The sequence below is a fragment of the Streptomyces sp. NPDC003720 genome, assembly GCF_042875075.1.
Lineage (GTDB): Bacteria > Actinomycetota > Actinomycetes > Streptomycetales > Streptomycetaceae > Streptomyces.
The window spans coordinates 273588-287771 of record NZ_JBIANZ010000007.1; the positions used below are offsets into that span (position 1 = coordinate 273588).

Here is a 14184-nt window from a genome sequence, read left to right on the forward strand (position 1 = left end):
GCGGTGACAGGGGCGTGACAGTCGGCCGATAGGGTGACGGTATGCGACGAAGCGGTCACACAATCAGGCTCGCGGCGGTGTCGGCGATGGTGGTGCTCGCCCTGACCGGCTTCACGGGCCGGCATGGGCACAGCCGCGGACACTCGGGCGGTGGCGGCGGCTGCAGCAGCTCCAGCCAGGACCACGACACGTCGTCGGGCATCGGCAAGTCGGGGTCCGGCCACTACCGCGACTACGACGACGACTACGGCACCACCGGCGGAAGCACGTCCGGCAGTGGCAGCGGGACCCGTGCCACGCCGAGCCCGACGCCGTCCCTGAAGGCCGCGAAGGCCAGGCTGGTGAGCTGCGCGACGGAGAAGGCCCAGTACGCGACCGTCGAGGTCACCAACCCCAACGCCGTCGAGGGCTACTTCACCGTGCGGGTCGAGTTCGACGACAGGAAGGGCACGGCGCTCGCCGACAACACCGCGACGGTCACCGTCCCGGCCAGGGGTACGGCCCGTGCCCAGGTGGAACTCGTCGACAGCCTCGGCCACCCCGACGACGGCCTCATCCTCCAGGTCCACCACTGCAAGGCGAACCCGGTGGCGCGGCCGGTGCGCTGACGTCGCTGCGTTGTGCGCTTGCCCGTGCGGTGAGCGCTACGGGTGAGCGGCCTCACGGCACTCGCGACATGGCTGTGGGGCCGGGCATCGCGGCCCGGCCCCACACACAGTGCCCAGCGTCAGGGCGCGTGCTGGCCCAGCTGGGCGACGACGGTGCCCTGCGGTCCCACCGGCATGTGGCTGTCGGCCAACGCAGGGCTGGTGGCAACGGCGGTGGCGCCGAGCACAAGGGCGATGGTGGCGACGATCTTCTTGGTACGGCTCACATCAGCTCCTGTGGAGGGAAGTTCCGGACGGCAGTGACAGTAGACGAAATCGCCCACAGGTTCGATAAGATCGCATGGTTCCCGCCAGGGATTGGCCGAGTCCGGTACCCGGACACACCTCGGCCGCGACGGCTCCCCCTCCGCGCCGCCGCGGCCGTTCCCCGCTGGGAGTCAGGTCTACTTGCCGTTCAGGTCCAGGGCCGGCGGGGCCGGGGCGTGGCTGTCCAGCGTGGTGACGGAGTCGTCGCCGGGGACAGGGGCGTGGCTGTCCTGCGTGGTGAGCTCGGTGTCCTTGCTCGGCGGAGCCGGCGCGTGGCTGTCCAGCGTCGTGATGTCCTCGTTGCTCTGCTTGATGTCGCTCATGGTGGGCAACTCCCCTGGAATTTCTAGAACTGCGGTGGAGAACGCTCGCTCGGCAACTCCCCCGTGGTCGCCGGGCGAGCGTTCCTGGGGCCGATCACCTTATCCGTGAGCCCCTTGCCGAGCCGCCTGCCCCCCGACGCGACGGCTTCGACGTACTGAGACTGGCAGTCGGCCATAAACGTTTGCTGAACGCTCCGGGCTCGGGTCAGGCCGCCGCGACAGGGTCCAGCAGATTTCGTAGCTCAGCCGCTTCGACAGCTCCGGACGCCTCATGGATGCTGAGCGCCTCCTGCCAGCAGGCCCGCGCCCGGTCGACCTGTCCCAAGGCGTCCAGCGAACGGCCAAGGAGCGTCAGTACGTTGGCGCGCATCCAGTCACCGCCGATGCAGCCGGTGCTGAGGGCCTGTTCGGCGTGCTGGGCGGCCGGTGCCGGCCTGCGGCAGGTCAGGTGCACCTGCGCGATCCGGAAGTGGGTGGTCCCTTCCCACAGCCGTTGCCGGTTCTCGACGAAGATGCTCAGCGCCTCGGCGAACTGTTCCAGCGCCTCGGTCGTCCGGCCGGCGTGACTCAGGGCGATGCCCAGGGCGTACCTGGCGTTGGCGAGCCGTACCGTCAGGCCCAGCTCGTCGTAGATGGCGATGCCCTGCTGGACGAGTTCGATGCCCGCCAGCGCGCGGTCCATGGAGACGAGGACGCGGGAGAGGTTGCACAGCGCACTGGCCTCCCCGGGGCGGTTGTTGTCCGCGCGGAAGGCGTCTATGGCCTTGAGGAGATGGACCTCACCGACGGCGTGCTCGTTCTTGCAGATGGCGATGATGCCCAGCTCGTTGGGCGCGTTTCCGCACGTCCATGGATCGTCTGCGGCCTCACCGAGAGCCAGGGCCTCCTGGGCCAGCTCGGTGGCCTCCTCGAAGAGCCCGGCCTTGATGAGTACCTGGGCGAGGGTGACCCGGGCACGGCCCGCCGCGTGCGGGTCGCCCAGGATGTCGGCGGCGTCGCGTGCCGCCCGGGTGGCAGCCTCGTAGGCAAGTGAACTGGCCCCCGATTCCGCCAGGTCCTTGGCGGCCAACAGGAGGTCGACACCCCGCCTCAGCGTCCCCGCCTCCAGGGACTGCTGAACGCATGCGAGAAGGCTCGCGGCCTCGACGTGCAGCCAGTCCAGAGCCTTCCCGTCGTCGCTGAAGTGCTGACCCGCCTGGCTGGTCGCCTCGAGATGATCGACCGTACGATCACCCGGCCGCTCTATCGCGTAGACCCGCGCGGCCGACGCCAGGTAGAAGTCCAGCAGCCGCGACATCGCCGCCTCCCGCTCGCTCGGCGGCTGCTCGTCCCGTTCCGCGCAGGAGCGGGCGTAGAGGCGGACCAGGTCGTGGAAGCGGTAGCGGCCGGGGGCCGCCGACTCCAGCAGCGAGGTGTCGACCAGGGACTCCAGCAGGTCCTCCGTGTCGTCCACCGGGAGGTCCAGCACCGCGGCCGCCGCCGCCAGGGACATGTCGGGGCCGTCGGCGAGGCCCAGCAGACGGAAGGCGCGGGCCTGGGCGGGCTCCAGCTGGCCGTAGCCCAGCTCGAACGTGGCCTTGACCGCCAGGTCGCCCGCCTGGAGCTCGTCCAGCCGGCGCCGCTCGTCCGCGAGCTTGGCGGCGAGGACCGAGACCGTCCAGGTGCGGCGCGCCGCCAGGCGGGACGCGGCGATGCGGATGGCCAGGGGCAGGAAGCCGCAGGCGCCGACCACGTCCAGCGCGGCCTCCCGCTCCGCCGCGACCCGCTCCTCGCCGACGATCTTCGTGAAGAGGGCCAGGGCCTCCTCGGGGGACATGACGTCCAGGTCCACCAGATGGGCGCCGGCCAGGCCCACCATCCGCACCCGCGAGGTGACCAGCGCCGCGCAGCCCTCCGTGCCCGGCAGCAACGGCCGTACCTGGGCCGCGTCCTTGGCGTTGTCCAGCAGCACCAGGACGCGGCGCCCGTCGAGCACCGAGCGGTACAGGGCGGCCCGTTCCTCCAGGCTGTCCGGGATCGCGGAGTCCGCCGTGCCGAGGGCCCGCAGGAAGGAGCCCAGCACCGTCTCCGGCTCCGCCGCGCGCGAACCGGCGCCCTGCAGGTCCACGTACAACTGGCCGTCGGGGAAGGCGGTACGCGCCCGGTGCGCCACGTGCACCGCCAGGGTCGTCTTGCCCACGCCGCCGATCCCGGCGAGCGCCGAGACGGCCATCACCCGGCCCTCCGCCTCGGACGCCGACGCCAGCACCTCGCTCAGCTCGTCCACGAAGGCGGCGCGGCCGGTGAAGTCGGGCACAGAAGCCGGCAGTTGCGCTGGGCGAACGGCCACCACGGCCGGTTCCGCCGCGGGGGCGGACGGCTCGGCGAGGGCCGGGTCCGCCTGGAGGATGCGCTGCTGGAGCTCCCGCAGGCCGGGGCGCGGTTCCACGCCGAGTTCCTCGTCGAGCAGCCGCCGGGTGTCCGCGTACACCGCGAGGGCCTCCGCCTGGCGGCCGCTGCGGTACAGCGCCAGCATCAGCAGCTCGCGCAGGCGTTCACGCAGCGGGTGCGCGGCCGTCAGGGCGGTCAACTCCGACACCGCCTCGGCGTGGCAGCCCTGCTCCAGGTCCATGTCCAGCCTGGACTCCAGGAGTTGCAGCCGCCACTCCTCCAGCCGCACGCGCTGCGCCTCCGCGTACGGCCCCGGGACGCCGGCCAGCGGCTCGCCGTCCCACAGGGCCAGGGCGCGGCCCAGCGCCTCCCGCGCGGTCCGCAGGTCCCCGGTGCCGCGCGCCTTGTCCGCCTCCGTGGCAAGCTCCTGCGCCACCGCCAGGTCCAGGGCGCCCTCGCCGAGGCCCCGTACCGCGTAACCGCCGGACTCGCTCACCAGGACACCGGGGCCGAGGACCTTGCGCAGCCGGGAGGCGTACGTGCGCACCGCCGCCAGCGCCTGGGACGGCGGCTCGGTGCTCCAGAGCGCGTCGATGAGTTCCGCCGCCGTCGCCGTGCGGCCCTCGCGCAGCAGCAGGGCGGCCAGCAGGGCCCGCTGCTGGGGTGAGCCGGTGTTCAGCGTCTGCGCGCCGCGCCAGGCCCGCACCGGACCGAGCACCCCGAAGCGTGTCCCCTCCGGTTCCGCGGCGGCCGCGGAGCCGGGACGCCGCTGCTCAGGCACTCGCGGCCCACCGTCCATGCGTTCGACCCCCTAGGACCTGTCATCCCGAACAACCCCGTCAGTTTGCCTTGTTCGGGGCGGTTGCGTCAGCAGCGGGAGACGCCGATCACAGACCGGTACACCTGGGTCCACATGGTCTGCACACAGTCTCCTCAGACGGAGGACCGGTCCCCGCCTCGGCGTGCGGCCGGGCGGGGGCGCGGTCAGTCCGTCAGGTCCACGCGCACCGTCAGCAGATCCGTGCCGAACGCCCGGACCGCCGCGCTGTTGAAGCGGGGCAGGGAGCGCAGGCGGGCCACGGCGTCGTCGTCCGGCAGCAGATGAGCGGTGCCGTGGTGCCAGCGGCCGGCGAAGCGGACCCGGACCCGCGGGTCGGCCTGGATGTTGCGCACGTACTGCGACTTGTGGCCGAACTCCGAGACGATCCAGAAGGAGTCCCCGACCCGGCGCCCGCCGACCGGCGTGCGCCGTGCCTCGCCGCTCCTGCGGCCGGTGGTCTCCAGGAGGGTCTGGAAGGGCAGGCGCCGGTTGAGCGGATTGGCGAGATGCCGCTGGAAGCGGGTGACGACGCGCTGTTTGAGGTCCGCACGGTCCGACATGTCCCTGGATCTCCCGTTCTCTCCGGTCCCGTGAAGCCCCGCACGGAGGCGGTGCCGACCCCGTGCGGGCCATGTGCCACCCGAGCTTTCCGGGGCACGGCCGGTGCGTCAACGCGATGCGGCGGCCCCCGCGCGCTGATCACCCCGAACGTATGCTCAGGGGATGACGACTTCCGCGACCTCCGGAACCGGCCCCACCGAGAACTCCATGCGTCGCGCCCTCAAACGTGCCCGGGACGGCGTCGCCCTCGACGTCGCGGAGGCGGCGGTGCTGCTCCAGGCCCGCGGCGAGGCGCTCACCGCGCTCACCGCGTCCGCCGCCCGGGTGCGTGACGCGGGCCTGGAGGCGGCCGGCCGTCCCGGCGTCATCACCTACTCGAAGAGCGTCTTCGTCCCCCTCACCCGGCTGTGCCGCGACAAGTGCCACTACTGCACCTTCGTCACCGTCCCCGGCAAGCTGCGCCGCGCGGGCCACGGGATGTTCATGTCCCCCGACGAGGTGCTGGACATCGCCCGCAAGGGCGCCGCCCTCGGCTGCAAGGAAGCCCTCATCACCCTCGGCGACAAGCCCGAGGACCGCTGGCCCGAGGCCCGCGAGTGGCTGGACGCGCACGGCTACGACGACACCATCGCCTACGTCCGCGCCGTCTCCATCCGCATCCTGGAGGAGACGGGCCTGCTGCCCCACCTCAACCCGGGCGTCATGACCTGGACGGACTTCCAGCGCCTGAAGCCCGTCGCCCCGTCCATGGGCATGATGCTGGAGACCACCGCGACCCGCCTGTGGTCCGAGCCCGGCGGCCCGCACTTCGGCTCCCCGGACAAGGAACCGGCCGTACGGCTCAGGGTGCTGGAGGACGCGGGGCGCTCCTCCGTCCCCTTCACCTCCGGCCTGCTGATCGGCATCGGCGAGACCTACGAGGAGCGCGCCGAGTCCCTGTTCGCGCTGCGCAAGGTCTCCCGGGCGTACCACGGCGTCCAGGAACTGATCATCCAGAACTTCCGCGCCAAGCCGGACACGGCGATGCGCGGCATGCCGGACGCCGAACTCGACGACCTGGTCGCCACGGTGGCCGTGGCCCGCCACATCATGGGGCCCGCGGCCTGTCTCCAGGCCCCGCCCAACCTCGTCGACTCCGAGTACGAGCGGCTCATCGGCGCGGGCATCGACGACTGGGGCGGGGTGTCGCCCCTGACCATCGACCATGTCAACCCCGAACGCCCCTGGCCGCGGATCGAGGAGCTGGCGCGGAAGTCCGAGGCGGCCGGATTCGAGCTGCGGGAACGTCTCTGCGTCTACCCGGAGTTCGTCACGCGCGGCGAGCCCTGGCTGGACCCGCGGCTGCTGCCGCACGTACGGGCGCTGGCGGATCCGGAGACGGGGCTGGCGCGTGCCGACGCCGTCGTCGAGGGACACCCGTGGCAGGAGCCGGAGGAGGCCTTCACGGCCTCCGGCCGTACGGATCTGCACGCGTCGATCGACACCGAGGGCCGTACGTCGGACCGGCGCGACGACTTCGACGAGGTCTACGGCGACTGGCAGGCGCTGCGCGAGGCGGCCGCCCCCGGCATGGCGCCCGAGCGCATCGACACGGACGTACGCGAGGCCCTGCGCACGGCGGCCGACGACCCCACCCGCCTCACCGACGCCGAGGCGCTGGCCCTGCTGCACGCGGACGGCCCGGCGCTGGACGCGCTGTGCCGGGTGGCCGACGACGTCCGCAGGTCGGCGGTGGGCGACGACGTCACGTACATCGTCACCCGCAACATCAACTTCACCAACGTCTGCTACACCGGCTGCCGGTTCTGCGCCTTCGCCCAGCGTCGCACCGACGCCGACGCCTACACGCTCTCGCTGGAGCAGGTCGCCGACCGGGCGCAGCAGGCGTGGGACGTGGGCGCCGTCGAGGTGTGCATGCAGGGCGGCATCCACCCGGACCTGCCGGGCACCGCCTACTTCGACATCGCGAAGGCGGTGAAGGAGCGCGTCCCCGGGATGCACGTCCACGCCTTCTCGCCGATGGAAGTGGTCAACGGCGCCACCCGGACGGGCATGCCGATCCGCGAGTGGCTGACCGCCGCCAAGGAGGCGGGCCTGGACTCCATCCCCGGCACGGCGGCGGAGATCCTGGACGACGAGGTCCGCTGGGTGCTCACCAAGGGCAAGCTGCCCACGGCCACCTGGACCGAGGTGATCACGACCGCCCACGAACTGGGCATCCGGTCCTCGTCCACGATGATGTACGGCCACGTGGACCAGCCCCGCCACTGGCTCGGCCACCTGCGCACCCTGGCCGGGATCCAGCGCGAGACGGGCGGCTTCACGGAGTTCGTCACCCTGCCGTTCATCCACACCAACGCGCCCGTGTACCTGGCCGGCATCGCCCGGCCCGGCCCCACCACCCGGGACAACCGGGCGGTGACCGCGATGGCGCGGCTGCTGCTGCACCCCTGGATCCCCAACATCCAGACGAGCTGGGTGAAACTGGGCGCCGAGGGCGCCGCGGAGATGCTCCGCTCCGGCGCGAACGACCTCGGCGGCACCCTCATGGAGGAGACGATCTCCCGCATGGCGGGCTCCTCCTACGGCTCCTACAAGTCGGTCCGCGACCTGATCGCCGTGGCGGAGGCGGCCGGCCGCCCGGCGAAGCCGCGCACGACCCTGTACGGAGAGGTGCCCGAGGAACGGCGGCGGGCGGCCCAGGCCTCCGACGGCCACCTGCCCGACCTGCTGCCGGTCCTGGACTGAGGGCGGACTGAGTACGATGATCCGACCCCGGTTCCGACAAGGGGATCCATAGCGGAGGAGATGCGTACCCGTGGCTGCCCGACTGCCCTCGTGGGCCTGGGTCTCCGGTCTGACGGTGGCGGGGACCGCCGCCGTCGTCGCCCTTGGCGTGCAGGCCGAGCACGGGCCGCATCCCACGGCCGCGGCGGCCCGGCCCAGCGCGTCCGCGTCGGCGTCGCCGCGCCCGCACGCGTCCGCGGACCCGAAGCCGTCGGCCCCGCCCGCCCTGCCGGACGGGTCCGGGTCGGGCCGCCGGATCGTCTACTCCATCGGCGAGAAGCGCGTGTGGCTGGTCGACGCGACCGGCCAGGCCGCCCGCACGTTCAGGGTGTGGCCGGGCACGGTGGACCCGCAGCCCGGCCGCTACTCGATCACCCTGCGCACCCAGTCCCTCAAGGGCTCGGACGGGGTCGAGATCGAGCACGTGATGTACTTCACCAAGGTGGAGGGCGTGAACATAGCCTTCTCCAACGCCCTCGACGGCTCCTCGCCGCCGCCGGCCGGCGGCCAGAAGCTGGGCGGCATACGCATGCACAAGCAGGACGGCGCCGCCCTGTGGTCCTTCGGGGACCTGGGCGCCAAGGTGACCGTCGTCAGCTAGCCGCGTCCCGCCGCCCGCCCGGCAGGAGGTTGACGATCAGCGCGACGCCGCTGAGCACGAGCACCCGGGCCGCCGCGTCCAGCCCGTTCCACGTCTTCGACTGCCACATGGCGAACCACTCGCCGCCGACGGCGACGAACCCGGCGCCGAAGAGCAGCACGAGCATCAGCAGCCCGTACACGGAGAACCGCCGGGCCCGCTCGTGGTCCCGGCGCGCCCACAGGTACGTGCCCGCTATCAGCACCAGGGCCGCCACCGTCTCCCACGCGATGATCGCCACATAGGCGGTGTCCTGGAGCGCCGTGCTGGTGATCGCCCGCCACATCAGGTCGTCGTCCTTGAACGTCGTGTCCATCGCCAGCACGTGCCGTACGAACTGCTGGTTGGTCCCGAAGTCGGTGACGTTCCCCAGTGCGACGAGTGCGATGTAGAGGGCGACGACGCCGGTGAGGACACCGGCGGCCAGGTGGACACCGGTGCCCGCGGTGCGCGTGGCGGCGGTGGCTGCTGGGGTGGGGGTGGTGGTCATGGCGGGATTCTCCCCGCCGGAAGAGAAGTTTCCCCCTGCGCAATGCGCCAGAATCCCGCTCCATTCAGGCCGAGTTCACGCCCCCGCGGCCGCCGGTGCGCCCCGGCCCCGCACGGCCCGCCGCCGGCTGCCGCCGACGACCGGGTGGCAGCGCCCACAGCTGTACGGGAATGGCCGGGCGGGACCGGTTCGCCCCGGTGAACCGGCCGTCCCCGGTCGATTACAGTGCTGGGCGTCGTACGTACGGACGGTGCCGAGGAGGCCTGCATGGAGGCGACGTCCGGTGCCGTCTGGGGCCGCGCCGAGCAGCAGGACTTCCGCAGCCGGGTGCGCGGGGCCCTGCTCGGAGTGGCCGTCGGCGACGCGCTCGGCGGCCCCGCCGACGCCCTCGACCTGGACGAGATCCGGGCCGCCTACGGCGGCGAGGGACTGCTCGACCTCGCCTTCGGGCACGGCCGGCGCGGCACGGTCACCCACCACACCCAGCTCACCCTCTTCACGGTGGACGGGCTGATACGGGCCCAGGTGCGCCGCGACACCGGCGCCTGGCACCCGCCGACCGACCTGCACCGGGCGTATCTGCGCTGGGCGGCCACCCAGCGGGACTGGGGACCGGACGAGCGCCGCAAGGACGACGGCTGGCTGGCCCGCGAGGAGTGGCTGTACGCCCGCCGGGACCCGACCCGGGCCCTGCTGCTGGGCCTAGGCGACGAGACCATGGGCACCCTGGACACCCCGAAGAACCCCGGTGAGCTGGGCCCGGAGGCCGTGGCCCGCTCCGCGCCCTTCGGGCTCCTCGTCGGCTGGGAGCCCCAGCTCGTGGCGCAGCTCGCCGTGGAGTGCGCGGCCCAGACCCACGGGCACCCCATCGCCTACCTGTCGGCGGGGGCGTACGCCGTCATCGTGCACGGCCTCGCCCGCGGCGAGAGCCTGGACGCGGCCGTGCAGCGGGCCCTCGCCCTGCTCGCCGCGCGCCCCGGCCACCAGCCCGTCGCCGACGCCCTCCAGCACGCGCTCGGCGCGGTACGGCAGGGCCTGCCGGGCCCGGGCCGGGTGGAGGAGCTGGCCGGCGACGGCACCGCCGACGGGCTGCTGGCCGCCGCCGTCTACTGCGCCCTGGTGGGGGAGGACGTACGCCACGGCCTGTGCCTGGCGGTCAACCAGAGCGGGCCCTCGGCCGCGGCGGGCGCGCTGACCGGCGGTCTGCTCGGCGCCCTGCACGGCGAGACGGCCCTCCCGCCGGCCTGGCTCGCCGAGCTGGAGGGCCGCCCCACCGTCCTGGAACTGGCCGACGACTTCGCGATGGAGATGACCCAGGGACCCGCCCTGCACGGCCCCGCCGGGTCGTCACCGGGCTGGCTGGCCCGCTACCCCCGGGCCTGAACCGTCCGGGGGCGGGGGCCCGCTACGGCGCTCCCACCACGTCGTCCCCGGCGCTCGCGGGCACCGGCACGGCCGCCGCCGCGTCCCCGTCCGTGTTGACCTTCTCGATGACCGCCAGCCGCTCCGGGGTGTCCTCCGGCCTGAGGTAGCCGATCAGGACGTACAGCACCAGGGAGACCGCGAGCGGGATGGAGACCTGGTACTGCAGCGGGACTCCGCCGTCCACCTGCCAGTTGACCGGGTAGTTCACCAGCCAGAAGGCCAGCAGACCCGCCGCCCAGCTGGTGAGGGCCGCCGTCGGGCCGGAGCGGCGGAACGGGCGGAGCAGACCCAGCATCATCGGGATCGCGATCGGCCCCATCAGACCCGCCACCCACTTGATGACGACCGTGATGATGTCCTTGAAGGCCGGGGAGTTGACCTGGGTCGCCACCGCCATGGAGAGCCCGAGGAACACGACGGTCGTCACCCGGGCCGCGACCAGTCCCGACCGCTCGCCCCACGCCCGGGCCCGCGCCGACAGCACCGGCGCCACGTCCCGGGTGAACACGGCCGCGATCGCGTTGGCGTCGGAGGAGCACATGGCCATGGTGTGCGAGAAGAAGCCGACGATGACCAGGCCCAGCAGGCCGTGCGGCAGGAGCTGTTCGGTCATCAGGGCGTAGGAGTCGGAGCCGTCCGGCTTCTGCGCGTGGACCAGCAGCGGGGACATCCACATGGGGAAGAACAGCACCACCGGCCACACCAGCCAGAGCGCCGCCGACAGCCGCGCCGACCGCGCGGCCTCCCGCGCGCTGCCCGTGGCCATGTAGCGCTGGGCCTGGTTGAGCATGCCGCCGTTGTACTCGAAGAGCTTGATGAACAGGAAGGCGAGCAGGAACACCGTGCCGTACGGGCCGACCAGCGGCTTGCCGTGGCCGTGCAGCGCGGGCTGGTCGAAGGCGTCGAAGAGACCGATGCCCTTGTCGTTCAGCTTCAGCACGACCGCGACGAACATCGAGACGCCGGCCAGCAACTGGATGACGAACTGGCCGAGTTCGGTCAGCGCGTCCGCCCACAGGCCGCCGATCGTGCAGTAGACGGCGGTGATCGCGCCGGTGATGAGGATGCCCTGGTTCAGCGACACACCTGTGAACACCGACAGCAGGGTCGCGATCGCGGCCCACTTGGCGCCCACGTCCACGATCTTCAGCAGCATGCCCGACCAGGCGAGCGCCTGCTGTGTGGAGAGGTTGTAGCGGTTCTTCAGGTACTCGAGCGGTGACGCCACGTGGAGCCGGGAGCGCAGCCGGTTGATGCGCGGCGCGAACAGCCTGGCGCCGATGGCGATGCCGAGCGCGATGGGGAAGGACCAGGTGACGAAGGAGGTGACGCCGTAGGTGTAGGCGATGCCCGCGTACCCGGTGAACATCACCGCGCTGTAGCCCGACATGTGGTGCGAGATGCCGGAGAGCCACCACGGCATCTTGCCGCCGGCCGTGAAGAAGTCGGAGACGTTGTCGACGCGTTTGTGCGACCAGACGCCGATCGCGACCATCACTCCGAAGTAGCCGATCAGTACGGCCCAGTCGAGACCGTTCATGTGTCCCCTTCCAGAGTCACGAGCCAGGGTCAGGCACGTGAACTCTGGTTTCGGAGGTGTACGCGCGGCAAGGAACGGGAACGTCAAGAGGCAGTAAAATTGTTCGGCTTGGTGATCGCGGTTCATCCATGTGAACGACGGAGAGTGCGAGAAGTCCCCCGGCCGGAGACCGGGGGACCTGGGGCCGAAGAGGCCCGGGACCTACTTGAGCTCGTCGGGGCAGGGGGTGCCGCGCGGCAGCTGGTACGGCGCTGCCAGGTGGTACGTCCCGGCCTTCGGGGCGAGCAGCATCGTCCAGCGGTCACCCTTGGCGTCCTCGGCCGTCTCCGCCAGACACCCGTTGACGTTCTCGTACGTCTTGGGCGTGCCCTCGTCCCGGTGCTTCGAGGCGTCCGTCTCCTGCGGCGGCTTCAGGCTCTTGCCCTCGCCGTCGACGATGCTCAGCCACGGCGAGTACGGGATCCGTATGAGGATCCGCCCGGGCTTGCGCACCTGGAGGGTCATCTCGCCCTGCTCGGCCCGGTCCACCACGGCGTCGGGCTCGGCGAGCGGCGTCGGGTCGGTCACCTTGAACAACTGCCAGTTGGCGTCGCCCCAGACCTGCCGCAGATACGGCATCCCGCGCCGCAGCAGCGTCCGCTCGCGCTCGCCGCCGCCGTTGCCGTCCGGGTTGTCCTTCGGCAGCACCACGAAGTGCACGGCCCACCGCTGGAGCCACTCGTGGTAGTTCGCCGAGTTGAGGGTGTCGTCGTAGAAGAGCGGGTTGCGCTCCATGTCGGCCTGCCGGTTCCAGCCGCGCGCCAGGTTGACGTACGGCGCGAGCGCGGAGGCCTCCCGGTGCGAGCGCGCCGGGACCACCTCGACGCGTCCCTTCTCGGCGCCGACGTTCTGCAACTGGTTGACCAGCGGGGCCAGCTCACGTGCCCAGGACGCGGTCGGGGTCGTGTGCACGATGTCGTCGACCGACTTGAAGCCGATCCAGCCGGCGAAGCCCAGGAACGCCAGCACGGTCACGTACCACTTGCGCGAGCGCGGCACGGTGTAGGGGAGCGCGGCGACCAGCGTCACACCGGCGAACAGCATCGGCAGCCGGGAGATGTTCGAGCCGATCTGCGAACTGATCAGCCACACCAGCACCACGCCCAGGCTGTAGACGCCCGCCGTCAGCCGGACGGTGATCCACTCCTTGGGCACCAGGAACAGGCACAGCAGCCCGTACAGCAGCGGCATCACCACCGAGCCGAAGGTCATGGGCTGGGTGCCGGAGAAGGGGAACAGCCACGCCGACACGGCGACCACGGCCGACGGCGCGAGCCCCAGCGCCCACGCGCCGGGCCGCCGCTTCTGCAGGAACAGCGCGACCGCGACCAGGCCGACGAAGAGCCCAGCGACCGGCGAGGACATCGTGGCGAGCGCCGCCAGGGGGGCGGCCACCAGCGCCTTCGCCCAGCGTTTGAAGCGCCACCGGTGGGGCCAGCAGAAGACGGCGGCGACCGAGCCGAGCGCGAACATGGTGCCGAGACCGAAGGTCACCCGCCCCGACACCGCGTTGCAGACGAACGCGAGGACTCCGGCGAGCGAGGCCCACAGCGGGTTCCGCACCACCCGGCTGCGCAGCAGGACCAGCGTCAGCAGCCCCGCCGAGACCGTCCCGGCGAGCATCATCGTGGTGCGGACGCCGAGCAGCGACATCAGGTACGGCGACACCACGCTGTACGACACCGGGTGCATGCCGCCGTACCAGGCCAGGTTGTACGCCGAGTCCGGGTGCCGGCCGACGAACTCCGCCCAGGCGTCCTGGGCCGCGAGGTCGCCGCCGCTGTTCGCGAACGTGAAGAACCAGATCACGTGCAGGGCGCCCGAGAGGACGGTGACGGACAGCACGGGGTGCCGCAGGAACCGCTGCCGGAGGGGCTCGGCCGCGAGGCGCAGCCGGATGAGCGGCAGGCTCTGCCGCGCCGGGGCGGGGCCGCCGGCGCCGTCGCCGTGATGACGGGCCACGCGGTCGCCGTGGTGACCGTCGGCGCGGTCGTCGTGTCGGCTGTCCGCGTGGCCGGTGTGACGGCCGTCCGCGTCAGTCGCGGACGGACGTATTCGCGGGCCGGATCCCGGGTCCGGATCGGCGTCGTCGGAGCGTGTCCGCTCGGTTGTGGCCACCTGAAGGCACTCCCCGTGTCCCGTCTTCTGTTCTCGGCCGTGTCCCTCGTGTTCCCGGCCGTTTCCCGTTCAGTTCGCGGTCCCGTTCCCCGACCGTCGACCTGCCCCGTTTCGTGACGCTAGCACGCACCCCGCCGACGGGCTCCGTCGACGGGGT

General features: G+C 72.1%; 11 protein-coding genes. 4 read left to right on the plus strand and 7 right to left on the minus strand.

Annotation, left to right across the window (positions count from 1 at the left end; translation table 11 throughout):
• Positions 1-41: 41 nt before the first annotated feature.
• Positions 42-608 carry a hypothetical protein gene (locus ACFYU0_RS21160; protein ID WP_389303261.1) on the plus strand — a complete coding sequence of 189 codons (567 nt, stop codon included), beginning with the start codon at positions 42-44 and terminating at the stop codon, positions 606-608.
• A 119-nt stretch (positions 609-727) separates the two neighbouring features.
• Here ACFYU0_RS21160 and ACFYU0_RS21165 read toward each other — a convergent pair whose 3' ends face one another.
• From ACFYU0_RS21165 to ACFYU0_RS21180, 4 genes are all read right to left on the minus strand, one after another.
• The gene (locus tag ACFYU0_RS21165) at positions 728-874 is read right to left on the minus strand and encodes a hypothetical protein (RefSeq protein WP_389303263.1); all 147 of its coding nucleotides are present in this window, start codon (positions 872-874) and stop codon (positions 728-730) included.
• A gap of 177 nt (positions 875-1051) precedes the next feature.
• Positions 1052-1237 (minus strand): sigma-like protein, encoded by a 186-nt coding sequence (locus ACFYU0_RS21170; RefSeq protein WP_389303265.1) that lies wholly within the window; start codon positions 1235-1237, stop codon positions 1052-1054.
• 205 nt (positions 1238-1442) lie between these two features.
• Positions 1443-4406, minus strand: a complete 2964-nt coding sequence (locus ACFYU0_RS21175; RefSeq protein ID WP_389303268.1) for a BTAD domain-containing putative transcriptional regulator — start codon at positions 4404-4406, stop codon at positions 1443-1445.
• Positions 4407-4591: 185 nt separating this feature from the next.
• Entirely contained in the window at positions 4592-4987 is a 396-nt protein-coding gene (locus ACFYU0_RS21180) for a nitroreductase/quinone reductase family protein (RefSeq protein ID WP_351665018.1), read from the minus strand.
• A gap of 163 nt (positions 4988-5150) precedes the next feature.
• On the opposite strand from ACFYU0_RS21180, the gene ACFYU0_RS21185 reads away from it, so the two are divergent.
• Both ACFYU0_RS21185 and ACFYU0_RS21190 read left to right on the plus strand, forming a co-directional pair.
• Positions 5151-7736, plus strand: coding sequence for a bifunctional FO biosynthesis protein CofGH (locus ACFYU0_RS21185; RefSeq protein ID WP_389303270.1), 2586 nt, complete (start codon positions 5151-5153; stop codon positions 7734-7736).
• Between the two features lie 70 nt (positions 7737-7806).
• Positions 7807-8376, plus strand: a complete 570-nt coding sequence (locus ACFYU0_RS21190; RefSeq protein ID WP_389303272.1) for a hypothetical protein — start codon at positions 7807-7809, stop codon at positions 8374-8376.
• Here ACFYU0_RS21190 and ACFYU0_RS21195 read toward each other — a convergent pair.
• Positions 8369-8905, minus strand: coding sequence for a DUF2165 domain-containing protein (locus tag ACFYU0_RS21195; protein WP_389303273.1), 537 nt, complete (start codon positions 8903-8905; stop codon positions 8369-8371). The two genes, ACFYU0_RS21190 and ACFYU0_RS21195, sit on opposite strands and share 8 nt — an antisense overlap.
• Positions 8906-9172: 267 nt before the next feature.
• Between ACFYU0_RS21195 and ACFYU0_RS21200 the strand changes: the two genes are divergently transcribed.
• A complete protein-coding gene (locus ACFYU0_RS21200; protein WP_351665010.1) occupies positions 9173-10288 on the plus strand; it encodes an ADP-ribosylglycohydrolase family protein in 1116 nt (371 codons plus the stop codon).
• A 22-nt stretch (positions 10289-10310) separates the two neighbouring features.
• On the opposite strand, the gene ACFYU0_RS21205 is transcribed toward ACFYU0_RS21200, so the two are convergent.
• Positions 10311-11870: a sodium:solute symporter family protein gene (locus ACFYU0_RS21205; RefSeq protein WP_389303275.1), complete on the minus strand. Its 1560-nt coding sequence runs from the start codon at positions 11868-11870 to the stop codon at positions 10311-10313.
• Between the two features lie 201 nt (positions 11871-12071).
• Positions 12072-14027 (minus strand): MFS transporter, encoded by a 1956-nt coding sequence (locus tag ACFYU0_RS21210; RefSeq protein WP_389303278.1) that lies wholly within the window; start codon positions 14025-14027, stop codon positions 12072-12074.
• Positions 14028-14184 lie beyond the last annotated feature (157 nt).